Raw genomic sequence first — 17,222 nt, 5'->3', positions numbered from 1 at the left:
CGTCCGCATACTGGATGTATTCGGACGTTCCGACAACGCAGCGAGGTGCTGTAGCTGTCGTCGCGCGCCCGCCGGGGATTACGGGACAGCCCTTAGGTGGGGAAATTCAACGAGCCCCATCGGAGCAGCCTGCCGCTGGTATTCGCAGGGCCGGAACCGGGCTTGGTGGCAGCGTCGCCAGTCGGACCAGCCGAGCCGATGGCCTCGCTGCACGCCCCCCGTGGCTCACATCTGCGAGGTGTGGAACCGCCGACTTGGCGTGAGCGTCGAAAGGCCATGGCCAAGAGAGCTGGACAAATCATCTTCGCCCTCACGCTGACTGCTGGGGTGCTCACGGGCTGTGCCCAGGCTGACAAGGGCGCAGACGCCGTCCGGGCGACGCCGTCCGGCCGGACGATTCCCTTCGACCTCTATACGCATTGCGGGATCGACGAGGCCCGTATCGGCTCGACGTACTTCGAAGCGGAGCCCCCACTCTCCGATGGCTCGGGAAACCCGCCCGAGGGGTGGGACAATCCCACCCAGCGCGGCACGATGACCTTGAAGTCCGAGACGGAGGCCGTCTTCACCGACGATGCTGGGCATGAGGTGAAGTTCCGTGCCCGGCCCGGTGCGAGTGCCTTCAAGCGCATCTGCAGTTAGGGCCTGTCTCCTCGATCACGATCGGAGCCCCCGATGCATCGGCCCTGGCCAACTGCGGACCATGTCGCCCTCAAAGGCCGAGTTGATCAGAGCTCGTTGTTGACCAACAGCTGAGAGCTGAGGGTGTCGTACGCCCATTGCTCCCACTTGGCCGGTGGCCACGCGCGGTCTCGGGTGAGGACGAGGAAGAGCTCTGGGCTGAGGATGGCGTAGAGGATGTCCGCCGTTTCTTCGACGGCGATGGCGGGGCGGGCGCCTGGCTTCTTGGTCAGGGACTTCGCCGCTGTCGCGATCACTGTGTACCGCGGGTCTGCCTGATCCGGCCACAGCTCTCGGATCTCCGGGTTGGTTGCTGTCGCGGCACGGACCATTTCGTTGATGGCCGCGACGCGTTCGAGTGTCCTGCGGGTGCCGGCGACCAGTGCGGCCAGTGCGGACTCGGCGGTAGGCGCGGTCGCGACCTCCACGAACCAGGGCCGATCCATCGTCGGCACGGGTTCGTCGTCGCCGGCGATCGCGACATCGACAAGTTCCTTGAGCAGCGAGGGCTTGTTGCGGAAGACGAAGTAGATGGTCTGCACCGCCACCCCTGCCCGGTCGGCGATCTCCTGCAGCTTTGTCGCTCCGTAGCCCTGCTCGACGAAGAGCGCGCCGGCCGCCTCGATGATCCGTCGCCGTGTCTCCTGAGCCTTGCTGCTCTGCTTCCCCTTGCCCTCACCCATGACTGGAGTCTATATCTAGAGGTGAACTCTAGAGGTGAACTCTAATCGTTGGAGGGCAAGCCGTGCACACGATCGCCAACCGTCAGCAGGCAGAGGCATGGAACGACTGGGAGGGCGTCCTCTGGGCCGAACACCCCGAGCGTTACAACGGGATGATGGGCTCGTTCAACGCCCCCCTCCTCGCCGCCGCGGACATCACGGCCCAGAACTGGGTTCTCGACGTCGGCTGCGGCACCGGCCAGACGACGCGCCTCGCAGCGCAACGGGCCTACGACGGAAACGTCGTGGGTATCGACCTGTCCGAGCCGATGCTGGAACGCGCCCGCCGTGACGCAGCCGCGGAAGGTCTCGACAATGTCACCTTCGAGCAGGGTGACGCACAGGTGCATCCATTCCCCGACCGCGGATTCGATGTCCTCATCAGCCGCGGCGGCGTCATGTTCTTCGCCGACCACGTCGCAGCCTTCACCCATCTCCGGCACGCGCTCGTGCCCGCCGGCCGCCTCGCGTTCCTGGGCCCGCAGCCCGCGGGCCCGGACAGCGCCTACGCCCGCGCAACCGCCGCACTCTCGCCGTTCCTGCGCGAGGCATCCCCCGCCTCCAGGGGTATGGGGTCGCTCCTCGACCCAGCGCGCATCCGCCAAGTGCTCGCCGCCAGCGGGTTCACCGACATCGAGGTGGCTCCAGTCGAGGCGCCCATGACCTTCGGCGCCAACGCGGGCGACGCCGCCGACTTCATCTTCTCCATGGGCCCGACGCGCTACAACCTGCGCAATGTCGACCCGACAACCATCACCCGCATCCGTGCCGAAGTACATGACGCCCTCACGGAGTTCGAGACCGCAGAGGGTGTCTGTATCCCCGGGGCAGTCTGGATCGTCACAGCGGCGCGTGAGCGCATCTCTTCGGGCAAGTGACGCATCGTTCCGGAAGTGATCAGCAGGGGGGATCCGACCGACGACGAGTGGGCGCCGCTGAAGCCGCTGCTGCCGGTGAGCAACAACCGGTGCGGCCGGTGGCGGGACCACCACCAGGTGATCAACGGCAGCATCCACCGGTTGGGGACCGGCATGCAGTGGCGTGAGCTGCCGGAACGCTTCGGGCCGTGGCAGACCGTCCACAAACGGCACGCGCTGCGGTCAGCCGGCGGCGCCTGGGAGATGCCGCTTCAGCATGTTCAATCCCAGGTCGACGCCGAGGGCGGCATCGACCTGGGACGTCTCGGTCGACTCCACCGTGATGCGTGCCCACCAGCACACCGCCGGAGCGCCGAAGGCGGCTCCGCCATCCACGCAGCCCTCAAAAGGGACTGACGGACGGACGGCCGGTCGCCTTCTAACGGCCGGGCTGTACGTACTGCCTGCGGCTGCGCATGCGGCTGGGGCGTGACGCCCACCGGCTGCATCGGGTCAATATCTGGCGCGATCCGGACGGTGCCGCGGCGGTGCGGGAGGCCGACGACGGCAACGAGACCGTACCGACGGTCATCGTGGCGGGACGGCCGCACACCAACCCCCGCCCGGAATGGGTGCGTGAGCAGCTGTCCTCCACCACGTGAATCCGGTCACCGGCCGGCGTTCCGGACGGGCCGGAGCGCGGCGACACGCATCCGACTGACCCGCGGGTCAGTTGATGCCGACTTGACCAACGGTCATAATGGACGTGCAGCCCTTCACGCATCCCCCGTCGTGAAGGGCTGCGCCCACAACTACCCCCATATGCGCAGCTTGTCCGACTTGTTCGGTCGAATTTCGCGCAGGGGAAGGCGACTTCACGGGCAGGACACTCCCCTCGCGGTCTCCTGCCCGTGTTTTTTCGAGTTAACAGTGACGTTGCGTATTTACGCAAGCCCGTTCCCGTACCGCCTACCGCGCCGAGAGCCACACCCCCGGGTTCGTTACAGTGCAATCCCGTTGACCGAATCGACGACCGAGCACCGCCGGTCGGGCGGGGAACGGATACGTGGGGGGCCGGATGGACAGCGTCGGGGAACGCACACCGGAGCTGCGGACGCTGCAGCAAAAGGTCGAGTACATGGTCGAGAAGACGTTTCCCAACCAGAAGGTCTCCGGCCGGGTCTTCGCCGACCTGGTCAAGGAGCGCGGCGGCTCCCTCTCGCACAGCTACTTCTCCAACATCCTCGCGGGGAAGGTGACGCAGCCGTCCGAGGACATCCTCAAGGCGCTCGGCCTGGGCTTCGGCGTGGACTGGCGGTTCTTCAAGGAGGAGTCCGAGGTCGTCGACGACGTCGTCGCCGGGCTCCAGTTCCTCGCCAAGCGGCGCACCGGGGAGATCAGCGGGGTCGCCGGACGGGGGCTCGACGAGGACGGGCTTCCGCCGGAGCTGCTGCAGTTCGCCCTCTCCCTGCTGGAGGACGCCCGGGGCAGACAGGGCGCGGCCGACGGCGGCGCCCCCCATGGCGAGCCGGAGAAGTAGACCTCCATGTCCATGCGCGAACTACGGAAGGAGTGCGAGGCCGGGCTGGCCGACCTGCCCATCCCCGCCCCCTTCTCCATCGACGCACTGGTGGCGAACATGGAGGCGGCCCGTGGCCGCACCATCGTGCTGCACGAGATGCCCGACCGGCTGGCCCGCGTCAACGCCGCCTGCGGGCTGCGCCTGAAGACCGGCGGGACGAGCTTCGTGCTCTACCGCCGCCGCCCGACCGAGTACCAGACCCAGCACGTCATCCTGCACGAGCTGTGCCACGAGTGGTTCGACCACGGCACCTCCCTCGATGCGGAGCAGCTCCGGCGGCTGCTGCCGGTCTTCGACACCTCGCTGATCACCCGGGTCCTGGGCGGTGAACCCGCGCCCGCGCCGCCGGTCGCGAACCCCGCGGACACCATCGCCCACGCGATCCGCTCGGGGGACGGCACCGTGCAGGCCCGTGCGCAGTACGACACCCACGACGAGCGCATGGCCGAGTTCGGCGCCTCCCTCATCCCCCGCATGGCCCGGGAGGTGTCGAGCGACGACATGGTGGGGCGCCTGGCCAACTCCCTCTCGCGCCCCGTCGCCAGCCGCCGCCGCGGCCTGTTCCGCCGCACCTGATCACCGCCCGCCCGGCCCGCCCCGCACGCCCCCTGGTGCCCTGCACGTCCGGCACACTCCTCTCGCCCCCGCACCCCCACCCCCAAGGACCCGCCGTGACCCCGCTCGACCTCGCCGGCTACCTCATAGCCGTCCTGATGACGGCCGTCGCCGTCTGGCGCATGCCGGCCGCCCTGTGGGGCGACGAAGAAGACAAGCGCCGCCGGGCCCTGTGGGGCTGCTACGCGGGCTTCGCCGCCGCCCTGTGGACCAAGACCCGGGCCGTGCGCATCGCGCTCAACGACAGCCCCGTCACCGACCTCGCCGTACTGATCAAGCACTACACGGCGACCATCGCGATCCTGGCCATCCTCAGCTACATCGTCGCCATCTACGGCCAGTACCCCGAGGGCGGAACCGTTCCGCGCCACGTGCGGTTCGCCCGAGCCATTCAGCAGGTGGCGGCCAAGGCGTCGCTCGCCACGCTGATCCTGCTGACGGTGCTGTTCTTCACCGTCGTCGACCGTTCCGTCCCCTCGGACCGCTTCGTCGCCGACCACGCCGGGCAGTGGGGGGCCACGCTGTACATGAGCGTGTTCTACCTCTACTTGGGTGCCGCGTCCGCCGTCTGCGCGTACCAGTGGGCGCTGGCCACCGCCGGGGCCCGGCTCCGCCATCTGCGGGTGGGGCTCGGGATGATGACGTTCGCCATGTTCATCGGGGTCGGCTACACCGTCAGCCGGACCCTGTTCCTGTGGGTCAGCGTCCTGGACCAGCCGAGCGAGTCCTTCGCGCTGTACTTCGACGAGGTCACCGAGGCCGCGCAGGTGGTGCTGTTCGCCTTCTTCGCCGTCGGGGCCTCCATACCCGCCTTCAGCAAGGGGCAGCGCCGTGCGAAGCTGTGGCGGGCCCAGGTCAAACTGCACGGCCTCTGGTACGAGTTGATGACCGCCTTCCCCGAGCAGCCCTTCGACCCGCCGGCCCCGCTGGTCCGGGAACTCACCCGCTTCGACACCCCGGCCGACCTGCGCATCGACCGCTGGGCCGCCGACATCGCGGACGCGGTCGAGAAGCTGCGCCACTACGTACCGGACACGCTGCTCCCCGCCTCGAAGGCCGCCGCCGCGGCGGACGGCGCCACGGACGCGGAGAAGGCCGGGCCGCTCGCCGAGGCGTACTGGATCAAGGCGGCGCTCACCGCCCGGAACAACGGCGCCACCGCCGCGAGCGCCGCGACGGTGGACACCCAGAACGCCACCGACCAGGACGGCGAGGTGGCCTGGCTGGTGCGGGTGGCCACCGCCTACCGGACCGTCACGGCGGACCGGGCGGCGCAGGTGCTGGAGCACGCCTCGGCCGGCAGTGGTGTCGGCACCGGTGCCGATGCCGGTGCCGATGTCGTACAACCTCCGCACACCGGTGGATGACGGAAAACCACCGTTGAACCGGGCACCCGAGGGGTACGGGTGCCCCGTGCCGAACTTCGAGATCACCACCGCCAGCGCCGACGACCTCACCCTCCAGGCCGAATGGGCCCACGAGGAGAGTTGGAACCCCGGCCTCACCGACCGCCACGCCTTCTTCGCCGCCGACCCGCGCGGCTTCCTGTTCGGCCGGCTCGACGGTGAACCGGTCTCCTGCGTCTCCGTGGTCCGCTACGGCACCGGCTTCGGTTTCCTCGGCTTCTACCTGACCCGCCCCGAACTGCGCGGTCAGGGGTACGGCCTGCGGACCTGGCAGGCCGGCATGGCACGGCTGGAGGGGCGCAACGTCGGCCTCGACGGGGTGGTGGCCCAGCAGCCCAACTACCGCAAGTCCGGCTTCCGTCCGGCCTGGACGAACATGCGCTACGAGGGCCTGCCCCCGGCCGGGCTGCCCGCCCCGGCCGGTACCGCCCTCGTCGACGCCCGTGCCGTCCCCTTCGACCGGATCGCCGACTACGACCGCCGGTTCTTCCCCGCCGCCCGGGACGGCTTCCTCGCCCCGTGGATCGCCGGTCCCGGCCGCACCTCGCTCGCCGCCGTACGGGACGGGCAGCTGCGGGGCCTGGCCGTGCTGCGCCCGTGCCGCACGTCGTCCCGCATCGGTCCGGTGTACGCCGAGTCGCCCGAGGTGGCCGGTGCCCTGGTCAGCGCCCTGGCGGCGACCGATCCCGGCACTCCGGTGGCGATCGACGTGCCCGACGTCAACCCGGCGGCCGTGCGGCTGGCGGAACGGCTGGGCCTCACCCCGTCGTTCGAGACCGCCCGGATGTACACCGGCCCCGCGCCGGACGTCGACCACGGCGGGCTGTTCGGCATCACCAGCCTGGAACTGGGCTGAAGCCTGGAACCGGGCCGAGCCGGTCCGGAACCGGGCCCTGTTCGCCGTGCCCGGTCCGAGATCGAGCCCTGCCCCCCGGGCCCGGTCCGCCGACGTCCGGCAGGTCGCACCGGCGGGTCAGAGGGGGGCGCGGGGGCGGGTGCGCGAGGCCAGTACCGCCACGTCGTCCTCGGCACCCCGGCCGAACCGTTCGAGCACCTCGTCCAGCAGGTCGTCGAGACTGCCGCTCCTGGGCATCGTCAGGTCCTCCAGGCGGTGCACCGAGATGTCGATGTCCTCGCCGCGCCGCTCCACCAGACCGTCGGTGTACAGGAACAGCACCGCCCCGGGGCCGAACTCCACCGACGTCGAACGGTAGCCGCCGAAGCCGGTGCCGAGCGGCGGCCCCACCGCCATCTCGTCGCACACCCTGGCCCCCGTCACCGGGTCGATCAGCACCGGCGGCAGGTGCCCGGCGCTCGCCAGCTCGCACGCCCCGCCGAACCGGTCGACGACGGCCAGCAGACAGGTCGCCGCCCGGTCCAGGCCGGACCGCTCGACCATCCGGTCCAGCCGTTCCAGGATGCGGTGCGGCGGCAGGTCGTCGTCGGCGAACATGCGCAGCAGCGAGCGGTAGTGGCTCATGGCGACGGCCGCCTCCACCCCGTGGCCCATCACATCGCCCATCACCTTCAGATGGCGCCCGTCCCGCAGCGGGATGATGTCGAACCAGTCGCCGCCGACCAGCACGCTCCGGTCGGCCGGCAGGTACCGGGTGGCGACCTCGATGTGCGGGTGCGGCAGGCGCGGCTCGGACAGCAGGGAACGCTGGAGCTCCAGGGCGATGGTGTGCTCGTGGGCGTACCGGCGGGCGTGGTCGAGGTCGACGGCGGCCCGGCTCGCGAGTTCCCGGGCGACCACCACGTCCTCGTCGGTGAAGGGCGGTGAGCTCCCGGCCCGGATCAGGCCGAGGACACCGAGCGGCCCGCCGCGCACGGACACCGGCACGACGACCGCCGAGTGCATCCCGAGGGCGCGGTAGGCGGCGACCCGTTCGGGGGCGGGGGCGGAGCGCAGGAGCTGTTCGTCGGCGGTGAGGTTCTCCACCACCGGCAGGTTGGACGCCAGACAGCGCTGTACGGCGGCACCCTCCTGGTAGTCGATGTACTCGCCGGTCAGCCCGAAGCCGTGCAGCTCGTCGCGGAGCCCGGCCACGGCCGTCAGCGCCGCCCGGCGCAGCCGCAGCACACCGGGCGGGGCGGGCCGGACCGGGGCGGCGACGTCGGGCGGGAACACCTCGACCGTCGCGAGGTCCGCCAGTCCCGGCACGACGAGGTCGGCGAGCTCGGCGCAGGTGGTGTCCATGTCGAGCGTGGTGCCGATCCGGGACGCGGCGGTGTCGAGGAGGTCGAGGTGGCGCCGGGCCCGCTCCAGCTCGCGCAGGCCCCGGTCCGGGACCATGATCTCCAGCACGATCCCGGCCAGGCCCACGATCCGGCCGCCGCTCTCCAGCCGGTGGTACGTCCCGCGCCAGTACCGCCGGACCGTGCCGGCCGCCGAGGTGAACCCGCTGGAGGTGATCTCGCGGGGCCTCCCGTCGGCGAGCACGGCCAGCATCATGTCCTCGCGGGCGTCGACCCGCGGGAGGATCTCGGCGACGGTACGCCCGATGTGTGCCTCGGCCGGAAGACCGTTGAGCCGTTCGAGAGCCGGGTTGACGTACAGGTAGCGCAGCTTCGTGTCGAGCACCCCCACCCCGGCCGTGGTCCCGCCGACCAGGGCCGCCAGCACCTCGGGCCCGAAGGGCAGCGGGACGTCGGCGTACGCTTCGGCCTGCACGTCAACCTCCTGGGCGGGCGCGGACCACCCGCTGCCCGGCCCTCCATCGTCGGGCGGCGGCCCCCGCCGCGCATCCGCTGAACGGGCCGCTCCTCCGCGCTCCCGCACGCCGGACCGGGCAGGGAGGGACCGCCGACCGGGGCGGGGAGAGACCCGGCTCCGGCCTGCCTCGGCCCGGTCCCGGCCTGCCCCGGTCCGGCCCCTGCGCGTACGGGTGTCAGGTCCTCAGGTGGTGAGGGGGTGCGAGGTCCGGCCGGACGCCTCGTCGATCTCGTCGTGCGCCTTCGTCAGCATCTTCATCGCCAGCTCGTTGAGGGCTCTGGCCCCCGCGATCTCCTCGCCGACCCTGGGCTGGTCCTTGTCGGAGGGGTGACGGCTCGCGTATCCGTGGGCCCGCACCTCGTTGCCGTCCGGAAGCCGCACCAGGGCGGCCGCACGGGTCCGGTGGGAGTCCTCCTCGAATTCCATGTCCACGTGCCACCCGGCAGTTGTCCTCATGACGATCACCTCTCTACCAGGGTGCTCCCGTTCCCCCGGGGCCGCACCACGGCGGCGCCCCCGCCACAGGGGTGACACCGGGAGTCCGGTGCCGGGCGCGGTGCAGGGTGCGGGTGGCACCCGCGGGACGGAGGTGACGCCCGTGCCCGGCGCTCATCCCCCCAGCCGGTCCAGATCGAGGGTGCCGCGGGTCCCCGGGGCGTCCGGCGGGAGCCGCAGCGCCGCCGCGACCTGGCCGGGCAGCGGGCGCAGGCCCAGCAGGCCGGTGACGATCCGGCCGGTCAGCGCGTGCCACGCCCCGGCGCGCCGGAGCATCGCGTGGTCGCTGCCCCGGATCGCGACCAGGCAGGTGCGGGCCCCGGCCCGGCGGGCGCGTGCGGTGAGGTCCTGGGAGGCCCGGGGGCTGGTGATCCGGTCACGGGTGCTGTGCAGCAGGACGACGTCCCGCCCGGCGAGCTGGCCGACCGGGTCGTCGGGCGGGCACCACGGGGCGAGGCCCACCACCGCGCGCACCAGCGGATGACCGGCGGCGCGGAGGGCGGCGCGGGCGCCCATCGAGTGGCCGACCAGGACCACCGGGACCTCCCCGGCCTCGCGGCGCAGGCCCTCCAGCGCCCGCACCGTGTCGTGGAGCGGGTCCTCGCGGGAGCCGTTCCAGCCGCGGTGGGCGTAACGGGCGGTGCGTACGAGAACGTCGGCGGCGGGGCCGTCCGTCACCGAGGCGATGGTCCGGGCGAAGGGGAGCATCCGCACGGCGGGCAGGTTCAGCGGACCGGGCGGCGGTGGTGCCAGCCCCGTCTCCGCGCCGCCGTGCAGCAGGAGCACGGCCGCGCCCGGCGGACGAGAACCTGTCATGTGTACCTCCTGGTGCGCCTTTGTACCTCCTGGTGCGCCTTCGGCGATGATGCGGGAACCGGACCCGCATCGGGAACCGGACCCATATCGGAAACCGGCCCCGGCGCGGGAACCGAATCCGTGCCGGGCGTGCTCTACAGAGCATGGACCGGAAGACTTCCGCAGCACCGGACCACGGAGGAACACGTGGCATCGTCACCTCAACTCGGGCTGCCCGCCCCGGACTTCACCCTGCCGGGCGGGGTGCTCGCCGAAGGGGCCTTCGAGCGGCGCGACTTCACCCTCTCCGCCGCGCGCGGTCGTGCCGTCGTCCTCGCGTTCTACCCGGGCGACAACACGGCCGTGTGCACCAAGCAGCTCTGCTCGTACTCCTCGGGGCTGGAATCCTTCGAGGCGCTGGACGCGGAGGTCTGGGGAATCAGTCCACAGGGTGTGGACAGCCACGAGTCCTTCGCCCGGGGCCACGGACTGCGGATGCCACTGCTCGCGGACACCGACCGGGAGGCCGCCCGTGCCTACGGGGTGGCCGCGCCGGGGATCGGGGTGCGCCGCTCGGTCTTCCTGATCGGCCCCGACGGGGTGCTCCGCTGGAAGCACGTCGCGCTGCTCGGGGCCACGTACCGGTCCCTGGAGACACTGACCGAGCAACTTTCCGGCATCAAAACCCCGTAGAAAGTTTCCGGATTCCGGCAGTACCCACAGCCGGTGGCGTATGGGAACATCCAGCCAGTTCGACAGAAACGTCCAGGGGCGTTCACAGTTCGGGGGAGGTGACCGCGTGACTCTGTTCCTCGGTCTCGGCATCGCGGGAATCGCCCTGCTCGTCCTGTCCCTGATCTTCGACGGAATCCTCGAAGGCCTCTTCGGGGGCGCCCTGAGCGGCTTCTTCGACGGCCTCCTCTCCCTGCCGGTCATCGCCGGATTCCTCTCGATGCTCGGTTTCGGAGGCGCGATCGTGCTCGGCACCACCGGACTCGGTACGGTCGCCGCGATCGTCGCCGGAGGTCTGGCCGGAATCGTCGCGGCATTGCTCACCTGGAAGTTCAGCAAGGTCCTGATGCGGGACCAGACCGACTCCACCCCGCGCGAAGACGACCTGGTCGGCACGTCGGGCTCGGTCGTCACGGCCATCCCGGCCGACGGCTACGGCGAGGTCCTGCTCAAACTCGGGGGCCACACCGTGAAGTTGGCCGCGAAGAGCCCGGTGCCGATCGAACGCGGCGCCGAGATCTGGGTGGAGGCCGCCTTGTCGACCACCTCGGTCGCGGTCCGTCCCGTCGAGCGCTGACCACCGACCGACCCACCCGCGGTGCGGCGCACCGGACCATGCCGGACCGGGCCACGCCGTACCGGACCACACCGGACCGACCGATCAACCGACACACCCGCGGTGCGCCGCACCGAACCGCGCCCGTACCGCCCGACTCGAACTGCCGTCCTCTCAGGAGGGCAGGGGGGACACGTCCATGAGCCCAGTCGTGATCGCAGTCATCGGAGTCGTCGTACTCCTGGTGATCCTCGCTCTCGCCGTCATCACCCGCTACAAGGTCGCCGGGCCCAGCGAGGCGTTCATCATCACCGGCCGCCGCGGCAAGAAGTCGACGGACCCGGTGACCGGCCGCACCAGCATCGACAACAGCGGCCAGAAGGTCGTCGTCGGCGGCGGGGTCTTCGTGGTCCCGTTCGTCCAGCAGAAGTTCACCCTGGACCTCTCCAGCCGGCAGATCCCGGTGGCCGTGCGCGGTGCCGTGACCCTGCGCGGCGTGAAGTCCAACCTCGACGGCGTCGCGATCGTCAAGGTGGGCGGCAGCGAGGAGACGATCCGGGCCGCGGCCCAGCGCTTCCTCCAGCAGCAGGACGGCATCGTCCGCTTCACCCAGGAAGTGCTCTCCGGTGCGCTGCGCGCCATCGTCGGCCGGATGTCGGTCGAGGACATCATCCGCGACCGGGCGGCGTTCGCCAGCCAGGTCGCCGAGGAGGCCGAGGCCAGCCTCTCCGGCCAGGGCCTGATCCTGGACGCCTTCCAGATCCAGGACATCACCACCGAGGGCTCGTACCTGGAGGACCTCGGCCGTCCGGAGGCCGCCCGCGCCAAGCAGGAGGCGGACATCGCCGAGGCGGTCGCCCGGCGTGCGGCCGAACAGGCCCGGCTCAAGGCGGAGGAGGAGATCGCGATCGCGCAGCGGACCCTCTACTTGAAGCAGGCCGAGATCAAGGCGCAGACGGACGAGGCCGCCGCCCAGGCCAACGCGGCGGGCCCGCTCGCCGAGGCCGCCCGCCAGCAGGACATCCTCAGCGAGCAGGAGAAGGTGGCGGCCCGGCAGGCCGCGCTGACCGACCGCCAGCTCGACACCCAGGTCCGCAAGCCCGCCGACGCCGCCCGTTACCAGGCCGAGCAGGAGGCGGAGGCCCGCCGGATCGCCCAGGTCAAGGAGGCCGAGGCGGACGCCGAGCGCTCCCGGCTCACCGGTGAGGGCGAGAAGTTGCACCGCTCGGCCCTCGCCGAGGCCGTGCGCATCGAGGGTGAGGCGGAGGCCGCGGCCATCGCCGCCCGGGGCACCGCCGAGGCCGAGGCCATGCACAAGAAGGCGGACGCCTTCGAGCGGTACGGCGAGGCGGCCGTGCTCCAGATGCTGGTCGAGGTGCTGCCGCAGGTCGTCGCCAAGGCGTCCGAGCCGCTGAGCGCCGTGGACAAGATGACCGTGATCTCGACGGACGGCGCGAGCCAGCTGTCGCGCACCGTCACGGACAACGTCGCCCAGGGCATGGAACTCCTCAGCTCCACCACGGGAGTCGACATCGCCGGGCTGCTGAAGAGCCTCAAGACCAGCAAGTCCGAAGCCGCTCCGGCCACTTCGGGCTCTCCGGCCGGTGCGCCCGCGCAGGGCGCGGGGAGCGCCGCGTCCGACGGAAAGATCGAGATCACCGACTGACCCGGCCCACGCCATGACGGTGCCCGGCCGGTCCCGTACCGGCCGGGCACCGTCATGTCCGGACGGTACGGGCGGCCCGTCCGTGTGCCGACGTCGGCACGGGGCCGGAACCCCGGAGCGGCGCCACGGCCCTGTGTCGTGGCGCCGCTCCGTGAGGACCGGGCGGAGGCGTACGAAGACGTACGGAGGCGTACGGAGACATGGGGGGCGGGAGCCGGGGCCGGTGCATCGGCCGGCCGGGTCCCGGTCCGCGGCGGGGCACGGTCCGTGGCAGGTCCCGGTCCGTGGCAGCTCCCGGAGCCCGCCGAAGTCTCCGGATAAGGTAATGCGCCGATAAAGAAATCACCAAGCATGTCCGAAAACAGCCGTACCTCTCGGGAGGAAGCCATGGGAACCCACCGCACCACGCTGCCCGGAGTCGGTGTGCAGTACGACTACACCACCGAGTCGGGCCAGCACATCTCCGTCGTCGTCCACTACGACGGGCGGCGGTTCATCGGCTTCTACGATCAGGACGACCCTGATTCGTGCCTCCTCTCGGTACCCCTGACGCCGCAGGAGGCCACCGGCCTGGCCCACCTCATCGACGCCGCGCCCATCGACGCCGTGCGGACCGAGGGCATAGATCTGGTCACCGAGCACATCCCGCTCGGAACGCGTTCCCCGTACGGTGGCCGGCTGCTCGCGGACACCAAGGCGCGGACCCGGACGGGCGCCTCGATCGTGGCCGTCCTGCGCACCCACAGCGCACACCCGTCGCCCGGCCCGGACTTCCGGCTGGCCATCGGGGACACACTCGTCGTCGTCGGCACTCGTGAGGGCGTCGACGCGCTCGCCGACATCATCTCGGAGGGCTGACCGTGCACGACACGACCGCACTGCTGGTGGAGCTCGGCTCCGTCATTCTGGGCCTCGGGCTCATCGGCCGATTCGCCGGACGGATAGGACTCTCGCCGATCCCGCTCTACCTGCTGGCCGGCCTCGCCTTCGGCGACGGCGGACTCCTCCCGCTGGGGGCCAGTGAGGAATTCACCGCCGTCGGCGCCGAGATCGGCGTCATCCTGCTGCTGCTCCTGCTCGGACTGGAGTACAGCGCGTCGGAACTGGTCACCAGTCTCAAGACCCAGTACCCGTCCGGCGCCGTGGACTTCGTGCTCAACGCGACGCCGGGAGCGGTGGCGGCACTGCTGCTCGGCTGGGGGCCCGTGGGGGCCGTCGCGCTGGCCGGGGTCACCTGGATCTCGTCGTCCGGCGTCATCGCGAAGGTGCTCACCGACCTGGGACGACTGGGCAACCGGGAGACGCCCGTCATCCTCGGCGTCCTCGTCATCGAGGACCTGTCGATGGCCGTCTACCTCCCGCTGCTCACCGCGATGGTGGCGGGCGTGGGCCTCGCCGGGGGCAGCGTCGCCCTGCTCATCGCGCTCGGCACGGTCGGCCTGGTGCTCTATCTGGCGCTGCGGCACGGGCGGTTGATCAGCCGGGCCGTGTCTTCCGACAACCCCGAGATGCTGCTGCTGGTCGTGCTCGGACTGACCGTCCTGGTGGCCGGTGTGGCCCAGGAGCTGAAGGTGTCGGCCGCCGTCGGCGCCTTCCTGGTCGGCATCGCGCTCTCCGGTGAGGTCGCCGAGGGCGCGCGCAAGCTGCTGACCCCGCTGCGGGACCTGTTCGCCGCCGTCTTCTTCGTCTTCTTCGGGCTCTCCACCGACCCTTCAGAGATCCCGCCGGTGCTGCTGCCCGCGGCGCTGCTGGCCGTCGTGACCGTCTTCACCAAGATCGGCACCGGCTGGTACGCGGCCCGGCGCGCCGGAATCGGTGAGCGCGGCCGGTGGCGGGCCGGCGGGACGCTCGTCGCACGCGGCGAGTTCTCCATCGTCATCGCCGGTCTGGCCGTGGCGACCGAACCCCGCATAGGCCCCATCGCCACTGCATACGTCCTCATCCTCGTCATCGCCGGACCGCTCACCGCCCGCTGGACCCAGCCGGTCGCGGCCCGCGTCCAGGCGTGGCGCGGGCGGGGCGACGGCACCGGCAAGGGCGGCAACGTCCCCGGGGCCCGTCCGGCACCCGCCGCTCAGGAGCTGTCCGCACAGGAGCAGCCCGTGAAGGAGCAGCTCGCCTCGTCCACGGACTGAGGCCGGGCACCGTACGTACGTGTGGGGGCGCGACCGAGCCGGTCGCGCCCCCACACGCGTGTCCGCCGCCGTACGGACGCCCGCCGCGCTCCTACAGCGGGGTCGCCGCGTGCAGGATTCCCACCAGCGCCACCGTCGCGTTGAGGGACGACAGCGCCGAGGTCGCCGTGCCCACCGCCGCGACGAGGGCCGCGAGGGCGACGTGGGCGGAGGACGGCGGCCACAGCCGGGCCGACGGCACGGGGGCGAGGAGCGCCGCCACCCGGCGCGGCACGGGACCCGCGGCCGAGGAGGCGAAGGCCGCGAAACCGGCCGGGGCACGGTGCGAGAAGAGCGCCGCCTTGCCGACCGCGACCGCCACCGTCCGACGGTCGCCGACCGCCCGCGCCGCCTCCTCGTCCGCCCACCGCTCGGTGCTGAACGACACCGCCGTACGCAGCGGCAGCAGGAACGGATTGGCGCGCGCCGCGAGTTGGACGGCCAGCAGATAGCGGTGGTGACGGGCGGCCAGATGGGCCCGCTCGTGGGCGATCAGGGCCCGGCGCTCACCGGCGTCCAGGCACTCGGTCATCGCGGTCGAGACGACGACACGGCCCGGACTCCCGGGCAGCGCGTAGGCATACGGCTCGGGGTCCGGGAGCACCGCGACGTCGCCCGAGACGACGGACGGGGCGGCGGCCAGGGCTCGGCCCGCCCGGAGGCGCAGCCGCACATGGCGGTACACCGTCCACCCGCACGCCACGAGCACCGCCGCCAGCGCGCCGATCGCGACGATGCCCGCCTTCACCTCGTACGGCACGGCGTCCCGCACCTCCGGGTCCGACCAGCTGTCCGGCAGCGGATTGCCCGGGAGCTGCGCGGTGCCCACCACCATCAGCAGGCCGAGGCACAACGTGCTGCACAGGGCGAGCAGGGTGCCGACGACGGCGAGCAGCCGGGTCGCGCTGCGGGGGTGCAGATGCTGTTCGGCGAGGCGCGCGATCGGCAGCGCGGTCAGCGGGAGCACGAGCGGCAGACAGACGAAGACACCCATCGGCCGGCTACAGACCCTCCGTGTCGCGGGGGTGACCGGGGTCGTCCGGGGCGTCCGCCCGCGCCAGCAGCTCGCGCAACCGCTCCTCGTCACCCGGGGAGAGCGCCGAGACGAACCGGGCGAGCACGGCGTCCCGGTCCCGTTCGCCGTCCAGGACCCGCCGCATCCGCAGGGCCGCGAGACCGGCCTCGTCGGAGGCGGACGTCCAGGTGTAGGAGCGGCCCTCGCGGGAGCGGGTCACGGCCTTCTTCGCGTAGAGGCGGGAGAGGATCGTGATGACGGTGGTGTAGGCGAGGTCGCCGTCCAGGTGTTCCTGGACCCAGCCCGCCGTCGCGGGGCCGTCGGCCGAGCGCAGCACGGCGAGCACCTGCGCCTCCAACTCGCCCTGCCCGCGCCTGCGGAGCCGACCGCCGCCGGGACGCGTCGCGTCGTCGGCGGCGGTGTCAGCGGCAGCGGCAGCCGGGGCGTGCACGTCGTGCGGGGCATGTGGGTCGTGCGGGGCGGGGAGCGGTTCCGGGGTGGTGGGCACTCCGGCGCGGGGTGGTTCGTTGTCCGAGTGCCGCCGACCGGGCCTGGCCGAGTCCATCGGGGTCCGCCCTTCTGCGCTGCCGCGCCCGCCGCGGCGTCGCAACATCCTACTTACCACCGTTTTCGGCACACGAGGGGCACCTTTGCTGCTAACTTCTACACGTCTGTAGAATGGAAACCCACTCCGGCAACACACGCAACGTATGGAGACGTCATGGCACTGTGGGATCGGATCAAGGAATCCGCTTCGTCGATGCAGTCGCAGCTGGAAGCGAAGAAGAACGACCTCAAGAGCGGGGCGTTCCGCGACGCGAGCATGGCCATGTGCGCCCTGGTCGCCGCCGCCGACGGTTCCATCGATCCGTCCGAGCGCGAGCGCGTCGCCTCCCTGATCGCCACCAACGACGTCCTGCGGAACTTCCCGGCGGACGACCTGCAGCGCCGCTTCAACGACTACGTGAACAAGCTCACGGCCGACTTCGCCTTCGGCAAGGTCAGCGTGCTCCAGGAGATCGGCAAGGCGAAGAAGAAGCCCGCCGAGGCGCGCGCCGTCATCCAGATCGGCATCGTCATCGGCGGCGCCGACGGCGACTTCGACAAGTCGGAGCAGGCCGTCGTGCGGGAGGCGTGCTTCGCGCTCGACCTCCCGCCCCACGAGTTCGACCTGTAGGGCCCGACCGGCCCCGTACGACCACGGGTTCGC

General features: G+C 71.5%; 19 protein-coding genes and 1 pseudogene. 14 read left to right on the top strand and 6 right to left on the bottom strand.

Annotated elements, in window-relative coordinates:
* The first annotated feature begins 276 nt into the window (after positions 1 to 276).
* Positions 277 to 642 carry a hypothetical protein gene (locus tag ACWCXX_RS23800; RefSeq protein ID WP_451130350.1) on the top strand — a complete coding sequence of 122 codons (366 nt, stop codon included), beginning with the start codon at positions 277 to 279 and terminating at the stop codon, positions 640 to 642.
* Positions 643 to 728: 86 nt separating this feature from the next.
* Here the strand turns inward: ACWCXX_RS23800 and ACWCXX_RS23795 are convergent, their stop codons facing one another.
* Positions 729 to 1,364 carry a TetR/AcrR family transcriptional regulator gene (locus tag ACWCXX_RS23795; protein WP_451130348.1) on the bottom strand — a complete coding sequence of 212 codons (636 nt, stop codon included), beginning with the start codon at positions 1,362 to 1,364 and terminating at the stop codon, positions 729 to 731.
* 62 nt (positions 1,365 to 1,426) lie between these two features.
* On the opposite strand from ACWCXX_RS23795, the gene ACWCXX_RS23790 reads away from it, so the two are divergent.
* The 7 genes and pseudogenes from ACWCXX_RS23790 (at position 1,427) to ACWCXX_RS23760 (ending at position 6,719) form a co-directional block, all read left to right on the top strand.
* Entirely contained in the window at positions 1,427 to 2,281 is an 855-nt protein-coding gene (locus ACWCXX_RS23790) for a class I SAM-dependent methyltransferase (protein WP_451130346.1), read from the top strand.
* Between the two features lie 15 nt (positions 2,282 to 2,296).
* Positions 2,297 to 2,677, top strand: coding sequence for a transposase (locus ACWCXX_RS23785; protein WP_451130344.1), 381 nt, complete (start codon positions 2,297 to 2,299; stop codon positions 2,675 to 2,677).
* Positions 2,677 to 2,922: pseudogene (locus ACWCXX_RS23780) on the top strand (glutaredoxin domain-containing protein); the annotation flags it as partial. The gene ACWCXX_RS23785 and the pseudogene ACWCXX_RS23780, both read left to right, overlap by 1 nt.
* Before the next feature lie 416 nt (positions 2,923 to 3,338).
* Positions 3,339 to 3,800: a hypothetical protein gene (locus tag ACWCXX_RS23775; protein WP_451130342.1), complete on the top strand. Its 462-nt coding sequence runs from the start codon at positions 3,339 to 3,341 to the stop codon at positions 3,798 to 3,800.
* Between the two features lie 6 nt (positions 3,801 to 3,806).
* Positions 3,807 to 4,418: a toxin gene (locus tag ACWCXX_RS23770; RefSeq protein WP_451130340.1), complete on the top strand. Its 612-nt coding sequence runs from the start codon at positions 3,807 to 3,809 to the stop codon at positions 4,416 to 4,418.
* Positions 4,419 to 4,513: 95 nt separating this feature from the next.
* Entirely contained in the window at positions 4,514 to 5,824 is a 1,311-nt protein-coding gene (locus ACWCXX_RS23765; protein WP_451130338.1) for an MAB_1171c family putative transporter, read from the top strand.
* Positions 5,825 to 5,870: 46 nt separating this feature from the next.
* A complete protein-coding gene (locus ACWCXX_RS23760; RefSeq protein ID WP_451130336.1) occupies positions 5,871 to 6,719 on the top strand; it encodes a GNAT family N-acetyltransferase in 849 nt (282 codons plus the stop codon).
* A 117-nt stretch (positions 6,720 to 6,836) separates the two neighbouring features.
* On the opposite strand, the gene ACWCXX_RS23755 is transcribed toward ACWCXX_RS23760, so the two are convergent.
* The 3 genes from ACWCXX_RS23755 to ACWCXX_RS23745 all read right to left on the bottom strand — a co-directional run bounded on the left by ACWCXX_RS23755 (position 6,837) and on the right by ACWCXX_RS23745 (position 9,890).
* Complete coding sequence (locus tag ACWCXX_RS23755; RefSeq protein ID WP_451130334.1) at positions 6,837 to 8,537, bottom strand: SpoIIE family protein phosphatase; 1,701 nt, start codon at positions 8,535 to 8,537, stop codon at positions 6,837 to 6,839.
* Positions 8,538 to 8,762: 225 nt separating this feature from the next.
* Positions 8,763 to 9,035 carry a DUF1876 domain-containing protein gene (locus ACWCXX_RS23750; RefSeq protein ID WP_451130332.1) on the bottom strand — a complete coding sequence of 91 codons (273 nt, stop codon included), beginning with the start codon at positions 9,033 to 9,035 and terminating at the stop codon, positions 8,763 to 8,765.
* Between the two features lie 153 nt (positions 9,036 to 9,188).
* Positions 9,189 to 9,890, bottom strand: coding sequence for an alpha/beta hydrolase (locus ACWCXX_RS23745; RefSeq protein ID WP_451130330.1), 702 nt, complete (start codon positions 9,888 to 9,890; stop codon positions 9,189 to 9,191).
* Positions 9,891 to 10,076: 186 nt separating this feature from the next.
* Between ACWCXX_RS23745 and ACWCXX_RS23740 the strand changes: the two genes are divergently transcribed.
* The 5 genes from ACWCXX_RS23740 to ACWCXX_RS23720 all read left to right on the top strand — a co-directional run bounded on the left by ACWCXX_RS23740 (position 10,077) and on the right by ACWCXX_RS23720 (position 14,958).
* Positions 10,077 to 10,562: a peroxiredoxin gene (locus ACWCXX_RS23740; protein WP_451130328.1), complete on the top strand. Its 486-nt coding sequence runs from the start codon at positions 10,077 to 10,079 to the stop codon at positions 10,560 to 10,562.
* 106 nt (positions 10,563 to 10,668) lie between these two features.
* Positions 10,669 to 11,178, top strand: a complete 510-nt coding sequence (locus ACWCXX_RS23735; protein ID WP_451130326.1) for a hypothetical protein — start codon at positions 10,669 to 10,671, stop codon at positions 11,176 to 11,178.
* Between the two features lie 178 nt (positions 11,179 to 11,356).
* On the top strand, positions 11,357 to 12,823 hold the full coding sequence (locus tag ACWCXX_RS23730; protein WP_451130324.1) for a flotillin family protein: 1,467 nt from the start codon (positions 11,357 to 11,359) through the stop codon (positions 12,821 to 12,823).
* A 387-nt stretch (positions 12,824 to 13,210) separates the two neighbouring features.
* Entirely contained in the window at positions 13,211 to 13,681 is a 471-nt protein-coding gene (locus ACWCXX_RS23725) for a cation:proton antiporter regulatory subunit (protein WP_451130322.1), read from the top strand.
* Between the two features lie 2 nt (positions 13,682 to 13,683).
* Positions 13,684 to 14,958, top strand: coding sequence for a cation:proton antiporter (locus ACWCXX_RS23720; RefSeq protein ID WP_451130320.1), 1,275 nt, complete (start codon positions 13,684 to 13,686; stop codon positions 14,956 to 14,958).
* 91 nt (positions 14,959 to 15,049) lie between these two features.
* Here ACWCXX_RS23720 and ACWCXX_RS23715 read toward each other — a convergent pair whose 3' ends face one another.
* Together ACWCXX_RS23715 and ACWCXX_RS23710 are read right to left on the bottom strand one after the other, a co-directional pair.
* On the bottom strand, positions 15,050 to 15,991 hold the full coding sequence (locus ACWCXX_RS23715; RefSeq protein WP_451130318.1) for a M56 family metallopeptidase: 942 nt from the start codon (positions 15,989 to 15,991) through the stop codon (positions 15,050 to 15,052).
* 7 nt (positions 15,992 to 15,998) lie between these two features.
* On the bottom strand, positions 15,999 to 16,370 hold the full coding sequence (locus tag ACWCXX_RS23710; RefSeq protein ID WP_451130362.1) for a BlaI/MecI/CopY family transcriptional regulator: 372 nt from the start codon (positions 16,368 to 16,370) through the stop codon (positions 15,999 to 16,001).
* Between the two features lie 363 nt (positions 16,371 to 16,733).
* Between ACWCXX_RS23710 and ACWCXX_RS23705 the strand changes: the two genes are divergently transcribed.
* Positions 16,734 to 17,189 (top strand): tellurite resistance TerB family protein, encoded by a 456-nt coding sequence (locus ACWCXX_RS23705; RefSeq protein ID WP_451130316.1) that lies wholly within the window; start codon positions 16,734 to 16,736, stop codon positions 17,187 to 17,189.
* Positions 17,190 to 17,222 lie beyond the last annotated feature (33 nt).

The organism is Streptomyces sp. NPDC001732, assembly GCF_053596315.1.
This window is presented reverse-complemented; position numbering and strand designations above follow the sequence as displayed.

Excerpts from the sequence above, each read along its gene's own strand:
- ACWCXX_RS23730 (WP_451130324.1), top strand. The coding sequence starts at position 11,357 with ATGAGCCCAGTCGTGATCGCAGTCATCGGAGTCGTCGTACTCCTGGTG.
- ACWCXX_RS23715 (WP_451130318.1), bottom strand. The coding sequence starts at position 15,991 with ATGGGTGTCTTCGTCTGTCTGCCGCTCGTGCTCCCGCTGACCGCGCTG.
- ACWCXX_RS23800 (WP_451130350.1), top strand. The coding sequence starts at position 277 with ATGGCCAAGAGAGCTGGACAAATCATCTTCGCCCTCACGCTGACTGCT.
- ACWCXX_RS23795 (WP_451130348.1), bottom strand. The coding sequence starts at position 1,364 with ATGGGTGAGGGCAAGGGGAAGCAGAGCAGCAAGGCTCAGGAGACACGG.
- ACWCXX_RS23745 (WP_451130330.1), bottom strand. The coding sequence starts at position 9,890 with ATGACAGGTTCTCGTCCGCCGGGCGCGGCCGTGCTCCTGCTGCACGGC.
- ACWCXX_RS23775 (WP_451130342.1), top strand. The coding sequence starts at position 3,339 with ATGGACAGCGTCGGGGAACGCACACCGGAGCTGCGGACGCTGCAGCAA.
- ACWCXX_RS23705 (WP_451130316.1), top strand. The coding sequence starts at position 16,734 with ATGGCACTGTGGGATCGGATCAAGGAATCCGCTTCGTCGATGCAGTCG.
- ACWCXX_RS23770 (WP_451130340.1), top strand. The coding sequence starts at position 3,807 with ATGTCCATGCGCGAACTACGGAAGGAGTGCGAGGCCGGGCTGGCCGAC.
- ACWCXX_RS23750 (WP_451130332.1), bottom strand. The coding sequence starts at position 9,035 with ATGAGGACAACTGCCGGGTGGCACGTGGACATGGAATTCGAGGAGGAC.
- ACWCXX_RS23725 (WP_451130322.1), top strand. The coding sequence starts at position 13,211 with ATGGGAACCCACCGCACCACGCTGCCCGGAGTCGGTGTGCAGTACGAC.